The organism is Guyparkeria sp., assembly GCF_046545975.1.
Lineage (GTDB): Bacteria > Pseudomonadota > Gammaproteobacteria > Halothiobacillales > Halothiobacillaceae > Guyparkeria.
Genome location: NZ_JBKGYT010000085.1, coordinates 1 through 6,942, shown reverse-complemented (window position 1 = coordinate 6,942; position 6,942 = coordinate 1). Strand labels below are relative to the sequence as shown.

Annotated in this window: 5 protein-coding genes; 1 reads left to right on the top strand and 4 read right to left on the bottom strand. The window is 68.5% G+C overall.

The features are described 5' to 3' along the window. The 4 genes from ACLFMY_RS07715 to doeB2 form a co-directional block, all read right to left on the bottom strand. On the bottom strand, positions 1 to 1,327 hold a 1,327-nt coding region (locus tag ACLFMY_RS07715; RefSeq protein ID WP_410764068.1), incomplete at its 3' end, for an NAD-dependent succinate-semialdehyde dehydrogenase. Continuing rightward, positions 1,324 to 2,661 (bottom strand): ectoine hydrolase, encoded by a 1,338-nt coding sequence (gene doeA, locus ACLFMY_RS07710; RefSeq protein ID WP_410764066.1) that lies wholly within the window; start codon positions 2,659 to 2,661, stop codon positions 1,324 to 1,326. The genes doeA and ACLFMY_RS07715, both read right to left, overlap by 4 nt. 3 nt (positions 2,662 to 2,664) lie before the next feature. Continuing rightward, positions 2,665 to 3,939 carry an aspartate aminotransferase family protein gene (locus tag ACLFMY_RS07705; RefSeq protein ID WP_410764065.1) on the bottom strand — a complete coding sequence of 425 codons (1,275 nt, stop codon included), beginning with the start codon at positions 3,937 to 3,939 and terminating at the stop codon, positions 2,665 to 2,667. Between the two features lie 110 nt (positions 3,940 to 4,049). Continuing rightward, complete coding sequence (doeB2, locus tag ACLFMY_RS07700; protein WP_410764063.1) at positions 4,050 to 5,219, bottom strand: N(2)-acetyl-L-2,4-diaminobutanoate deacetylase DoeB2; 1,170 nt, start codon at positions 5,217 to 5,219, stop codon at positions 4,050 to 4,052. A gap of 257 nt (positions 5,220 to 5,476) precedes the next feature. Between doeB2 and ACLFMY_RS07695 the strand changes: the two genes are divergently transcribed. Then, positions 5,477 to 6,904: an MBL fold metallo-hydrolase gene (locus tag ACLFMY_RS07695; RefSeq protein ID WP_410764062.1), complete on the top strand. Its 1,428-nt coding sequence runs from the start codon at positions 5,477 to 5,479 to the stop codon at positions 6,902 to 6,904. Positions 6,905 to 6,942 lie beyond the last annotated feature (38 nt).

Genomic DNA, 6,942 nt, shown 5'->3' with positions numbered 1-6,942 from the left:
TGATGCCGTGCGGCCCGAGCTCACGTCCGTAGCCGGAGCGCTTGACGCCGCCGCTGGGCAGGCGGGGATCGGTCTTGACGATGCCGTTGATCGAGACCTGGCCGGCCTCGATGTCGCGGGCCATGTGGATGGCGCGGGCGGTATCGGCCGTCCAGACCGCCGCACCCAGACCGTACTGGCTGCCGTTGGCGATCTCGAGGGCGTGGTCGGCGTCGCGCGCGGACATGGCCACGGCGATGGGGCCGAAGGTTTCCTCGCAGAAGGCGACCATGGAATCGTCGACGTCGGCCAGCAGCGTGACGGGGTAGAAGAACCCGTCGCCTTGCGGCATCTCGCCGCCCATCAGGCAGCGCGCGCCGGCCTCGATGCTGGCCTGCACCTGCCGGTGCAGCCCGTCGCGCAAATCGGCGCGGGCGATCGGACCGACGTCGGTGGTTTCCTCGCGCGGGTCGCCCATGGTCAGCTTCTCCAGACGCGTCTTCATCATGTCGAGGAAGCGCTCGTAGATGCTCTCCTCGATGATGATGCGCTTGGCCGCGATGCAGGACTGCCCGGCGTTGATGATCCGCGAGAGCACCACGGTGTCGGCGGCGGCCTCCAGATCGGCGTCCGCCAGCACGATCACCGGGTCGGAGCCACCCAGTTCCAGCACGGCGGGCTTGATCTGCCGGGCGGCGGTGGCCGCGACGATCGAGCCGGCACCGTCAGAGCCGGTGAACGACACGGCGCGCACGATCTCGTTCTCGATCGCCCCGGCGATGTCGTCTCTCTCCAGCGGCATGTTCTGGAACACGCCCTGCGGGAAGCCGGCGCGCTCGAAGGATTCCATGATGCCCGCGGCGCAGGCCGGCACGTGGGCATCGTGTTTCATCACGCAGGTGTTGCCGGCCATCAGCGCCGGAGCGGCGAAGCGGAAGGCGAGCCAGAAGGGCGCGTTCCACGGCAGGATGCCCAGCACGGTGCCGATCGGCAGGTACTGCACGTAGCTGACCGTGGCGTCCGAGCCGAGCATCTCGGCGGCGAGGTAGTCCTCGGCGTGGTCGGCGTAGTGCTCGGCGCACCAGGCGGCCTTGTCGACCTCGCCGCGCGCCTCGCGGATGGGCTTGCCCATCTCGTCGGTCATCAGCAGCGCCAGCCGCTCGCGGTCCTCGCGCATCACCTCGGCGACGCGCCGCAGCAGCGCGGCACGCTCGGCGAAACTGGTCCTGCGCCAGTCACGGTAGGCGACGTCCGCCCGTTCCAGCACCGCATCGCGCTGGGCCGGGTCGAGCACGGGGAACTCGTGCAGGGTCTGGCCGTTGGTGGGATTGATGACGGTCTGGGTCATGAGGCGCGCGTCTCCTTGTCGTGTTTGCCGTGGCCGGACTTGCCGCCCTTCTTTCCGGCGTGCTCGCTTGCCTTGCGGGCGGTTTCCGCGGCCTGCCCCGGGTGGTCGCTGGTCACGTCGGCGGCGAGCAGTTCGATCACCGGCTCGTCGGTGATCTCGCGGGTGCCTTCCTCGCGCTTGACGGTGAAGTTCTGCTCCATGTCGAAGAAGGACTTGCAGCCGTCACCGGTGATGTAGATGGTGTCGGAGATGCCGCAGGTCTTGTCGCCGTCCACGCCCCAGGCCCAGGGGATGATGTGGAAGGTCATGCCCTCGCGCAGGACGGTCTTGTCGCCGTGCATCAGGCTCAGGATGTAGCCCTCGTCCCAGCTGGGCGGGAAGGCGATGCCGATCGAGTAGCCGGAACGGGTGATCAGCTTCCCGTGGGCATCGTCCACCGTCATGATCGACCGGACCAGGTTGTCGGCGTCCGAGACGGTCACGCCCGGGCGGATCAGCGCCTTGACCCGCTCGAGCGCTTCCTTCATGCGTTCCTGGGCCTTCCACATCAGCTCGCTGGGCTCGCCCAGCACGGCGGTGCGCATCATGGCGGTGTGGTAGCGGCGGTAGCAGCCGGCCACCTCGAGAAAGACGTGCTCGCCCGGCTTGACCACGCGCCCCTCCCAGGTGGCGTGGCCGATCATGGTGCGCGGCCCGGAGGTGACATAGGGCATCACCGCCGGCGGTTCGCCGCCGGCGCGGAACATCGCCGCGCTGATCTCCGCGCCGATCTCGTTCTCGGTGACACCGGCCTTGCAGGCCGCCAGCCCCGCCTTCATGCCCTCTTCGGTGGCGATGGCCGCACGGCGCATCACCTCGATCTCGTGCTTGGACTTGGTGCGCCGGCCGCACTCGACGATGCCGAAGCAGTCGAGCAGGTGTGCGCCGGTGAGCGTGGTATGCAGCGCGTCCTGCTGGTAGGCGGGGAAGAAGTAGCTGTTGCGCTCGTAGCCGATGTACTTCTTGGCCAGGCCGAACTCTTTCAACGAGGAGACCAGCATCTGGATGGCATCACCCGTGTCCGGGTAGGGCCGGGTGATCTCCACCCAGGTGCGCGCGTGGACGTTGGACTCCTCCATCGTCCGCGTGATCATGAACGGCTCGTTGTCCAGCGGCACCACCAGCGCCTGGAAGAACGAGTACCCCGTGGTCTGGTAGTCGGTGAGGTACATCAGGTTCTCGGGGTCGGTGATGATCACCGCGTCCAGGAGCCGCTCGGCCATGCGCATGCGCAGCTCGCCGAGCCGGCGCTCGTACTCCTCCATCGGGAAGGTCATGTCGTCGCGTTGGCGCATTGTCTAGCCCTCCACCTGTGCATCGACGGCCTGCTCGAACAGGTCCAGCCCCTCGGCCAGGTCGTCGTCGGGAATGGTCAGCGGCGGGATCAGCTTGATCACCTGCCCCTTCGAGCCGCAGACCGCCGCCAGGAGACCGCGGTCGAAGCATTCGCGGGCGACGCGCTTGGAGAGATCGCCGTCGATGAAGTCGATCGCCTGCATCATGCCGCGACCGCGCACGGCGAAGCGCGGGTACTTCGCCGCGATCGTCTCCAGGCGCTTTCGGATCACCTCGCCCTTGCGACGGGTCTCTTCCATGAACGCCGGGTCGTCGAAGTAGCCCAGCGCCACGGTCCCGGCGATGAACGACAGGTCCTGACCGCGGAAGGTGCCGGTGTGCTCGCCCGGTGCCCAGTGCTTGTCGTGCTCGGGCTTGTTGAGGTTCATCGCCATGGGCGTGCCGAAGCCGCCGATTCCCTTGGCCAACGTGATGATGTCCGGGTCGAGGTCCATCTCGTCGAAGGAGAAGTACGAGCCGGTCCGGCCGCAGCCGACCTGGATGTCGTCGACGATGAACAATGCGCCCAGCTCACGTGCCAGGTCCTGCACGCCCTTGAGCCACTCCTCCGAGGCGACGCGCACGCCGCCCTCGGCCTGGATGGTCTCGACCAGGAAGGCGGCCGGCGGCGGAAATCCGCTGGACGGGTCGGCGTAGATGTCGCGCATCCGCTCGAGCGAGTCCATGCCGCAGCCAAGCTGGCAGTCGGGGCACTGGCTCTCGCAGCCGAAGGCCTGGTGGACGACGTTGTCCAGCGGCACGCCGGCGGCATTGCGGAAGTGCGCGTTGGTGGTCGCCGCCAGCGCGCCCAGCGTCATGCCGTGGAAGGCGTGGTGGAAGGAGACCACCTGCGTGCGGCCCGTGACCCGGCGCGCGAGCTTCAATGCCGCCTCGACGGCGTTGGTGCCGGTCGGGCCGACGAACTGCAGCCGGTAGTCCATGTCCCGCGGCTTGAGGACGGTGTCGACGAACTTGGTGATGAAGGCCCGCTTGGCGCTGGTGTACATGTCCAGGCTGTGGGCGACACCGTCGTTCTGGATGTAGTCGATCAGTGCCCGCTTCATCCTCGGGTCGTTGTGCCCGAAATTGAGCACCCCGGCGCCGGCGTAGAAATCGATGTAACTTCGCCCCTGCTCGTCGGTCTGACGGGCGTTGCTCGCCGAATGAAAGACCGTGGGCGCGGCGCGGCAGTACGCGCGGATCTCGGATTCCCACTGCTCGAACACCTGCATGTGCATTCTGTCTCTCCACTGGTTGCGGGTGTGGTGGGACCCCCGGCGTTGCCGGCGGGTCACCTGGGCCGGAGTTCCGGCATCTCTCTGGGCCGACAGGCCGGTCCTGCCTTCGTTCAGTCCGCCTCGGTCGCGACGGTCGCACCGACCAGGTCGGCGAAGATCCGCCCCACGGGGTCGATCAGCCGGTCGTTGAAGTCGTAGCGCGGGCTGTGGCAGGGCTCGTGGTGGCCCTGACCGTCGTCGGCGCCGATCAGGGCAAAGGCGCCGGGCACCTCCCGAAGGTAGTAGCTGAAATCCTCGGACGCCATGATCGGCACGGGCAGGCGGGTGTCGCGCCACCGGGCGCCGAGCACGCGGCCGAGCGTGCTGCGGTAGGCCGCGGCGGGCTCGGGGTGGTTCACGGTGGCGTGGTAGCGGGGGGTGAAGGTCACCCGGGCCTCGACGCCGTAGGCCGCGGCGGTGTCCTTCGCGATCTGCTCGAGGTGCCCGGCCACGGCATCGCGATCCTCCGTGCGCGCGACGCGCACCGAGCCGGCCAGCCGGGCGGTATCGGGGATGGCGGTGATCGCCCCGCCCGCCTCGAAGGTGGTGACGCTCACCACCGCGGCGGTCTGCGGGGGCAGGCGGCGCGAGACGATCTGCTGGAGGGACTGGACCAGGGCGCTGCCCGCCAGCACCGGGTCGCGGCAGGCCTCGGGCTGGCTGGCATGCCCGCCGCTGCCGACCAGGCGGATCTCGAAGGTGCCGTTCGCCCCCATCACCGGCCCGTCCGGGCAGACGGCCTGGCCGTAGGGAATGGCCGGCCAGTTGTGCCAGCCGAACACCCAATCCACGCCCTCCAGCGCCCCGTCGCGGATCATCTCGCGCGCGCCGTGGCCGCCTTCCTCGGCCGGCTGGAACACCAGCGTGACCGGCCCGGGCAGCTCGTCCTCCCAGACCTTGAGCCAGCGCGCGACCGCCATCAGGGTGGCGGTGTGACCGTCATGGCCGCAGGCATGCATGATGCCCGGCGTGCCCGACGACCAGTCCTTGCCGCTGACCTCGTCGATGGGCAGGGCGTCGATGTCCGCGCGCAGGGCGATGTGCCGGCCGGTGGCCGCAGGGGCCAGCGTCCCGACCGTGCCGGTGCCGGCACAGGCACGCCAGGGGATGCCGAGCTCGTCGAGCTCGTGGCGGATGGTGTTGGCCGTGGCATGTTCCTGCCAGGTCAGCTCGGGGGACTGGTGCAGGCGACGGCGGAAGGCCGTGGCCTGGGTGGCAATGTCCGTCCAGATCGATGGCACCGCAGGCCTCCTTGTCCGATGTGACGCCGGGCCACACCGTGGATGAATGGCGTTGATTCGAGCTAATCACAGTCGCCGCCCGGCGCGCAACAACCCCGTGGCCGCGGCGTTGCGGGCGGGCCACGGAGGCCGCCGCCGGGGGACCGGATCCCGACGAAACTTCGCCGGTCACCCAAAGTCTACTGATGCAATCCACAAATTTTCTGATAGATTCCAGCATCACGCATTAACGACCCAACCGATCCGGGGGAGCATTCATGCTGTTCGAAGCATTCGAAGAGAAAGGCCTTTCGCAACTGAGCTACGCGATCGGCTGCCAGCAGAGCATGGAGCTGGCCATCGTCGACCCGCGCCGCGATATCGACATCTACCTCGATTTCGCCGAGCGCGAGGGCTACGTCATCCGCCACGTGATGGATACCCACATCCACGCGGACTACGCCTCCGGCGCCCGCGAACTGGCCGAGGCCACCGGGGCGAAGCTCCACCTGTCGGGCTACGACGACAACGAGGTCTTCGAGGTCGGCTTCGACCACCTGCCGATGCAGGAAGGCGACTCCGTGCAAATGGGCAACGTGCGCATCGAGGCCATGCACACGCCCGGCCACACCCCGGAACACATCTCGTTCCTGGTCTACGACGGCGCCCGCTCGGTCGACGAGCCGAACGTCTTCCTGACCGGCGACTTCCTGTTCGTCGGCAGCCTCGGCCGCCCGGACCTGCTGGGCGAGGAGGCCACGCGTGGACTGGCCAAGCAGGCTTTCCACAGCGTGCGCGAGAAAATCAAGGACCTGCCCGACGGACTGGAGATCCGCCCGGGTCACGGCGCGGGCTCGGCCTGCGGGGCCGGCATGGCCGGTCGCACCGTGTCCACGCTGGGCTACGAACGCACGGCCAACCCGCTGCTCGACCCGTCGCTGAGCGAGGACGAGTTCATCGAGCTGCTGATCGGCAACCTGCCGCCGGCGCCGGACTTCTACCCGCGCAACAAGGTCACCAACTCGGAAGGGCCGAAGCCGGTCCAGGCGATGGTCGACCTCGACCCGGACGTGATCGAGGCCTTCGACGTCGACGACCTCAAGGAGCAGGTGGCCAAGGGCGCGGTGATCATCGACGTCCGCGACCGGCTGGCCTTCAACGCCGCGCACATCAAGGGCTCGCTGGGCATCGAGTTCGGCGCCGACCTGTCCACCTGGGCCGGCTGGATCGCCCCGCCGGACAAGCCGCTGATCCTGGTCGACGACGAAGGTCTCGACGAGCTGATCAGCGAATCGATCCGCTGCCTGGTCCGCGCCGGGCAGGACAACGTGGTCGGCTTTCTCGAGGGCGGCTTCGACGCCTGGCTGAAGGCCGGCGAGCCCTTCGCCAACATCCCGCTGGTCGACGCGGAGACCGCGAAGGCCGACCTCGAGCACGACCGCCGGCCGCTGATCGATCTGCGGACCAAGAACGAGTGGCAAGACGGCCATGCCCTGGGCGCGCGGCACCTCCAGACGCAGGACGCCCGCGAGGCGATCGAGGGCATCGGCAAGGACGAGCCGGTCATCCTGACCTGCGCCTCCGGCATGCGCTCGACCGTCGCCGCCAGCCTGCTCATGCGCTCCGGCTACAGCAACATCGCCAACCTCATGGGCGGCATGGACGCCTGGGTCGAGGCCGGCCTGCCGGTGGTCGCGAAAGACTGATCGCCCGCCAGCCCGAAACGAAAAAACCCCGCTCGAAC

Excerpts from the sequence above, each read along its gene's own strand:
- doeA (WP_410764066.1), bottom strand. The coding sequence starts at position 2,661 with ATGCGCCAACGCGACGACATGACCTTCCCGATGGAGGAGTACGAGCGC.
- ACLFMY_RS07705 (WP_410764065.1), bottom strand. The coding sequence starts at position 3,939 with ATGCACATGCAGGTGTTCGAGCAGTGGGAATCCGAGATCCGCGCGTAC.
- ACLFMY_RS07695 (WP_410764062.1), top strand. The coding sequence starts at position 5,477 with ATGCTGTTCGAAGCATTCGAAGAGAAAGGCCTTTCGCAACTGAGCTAC.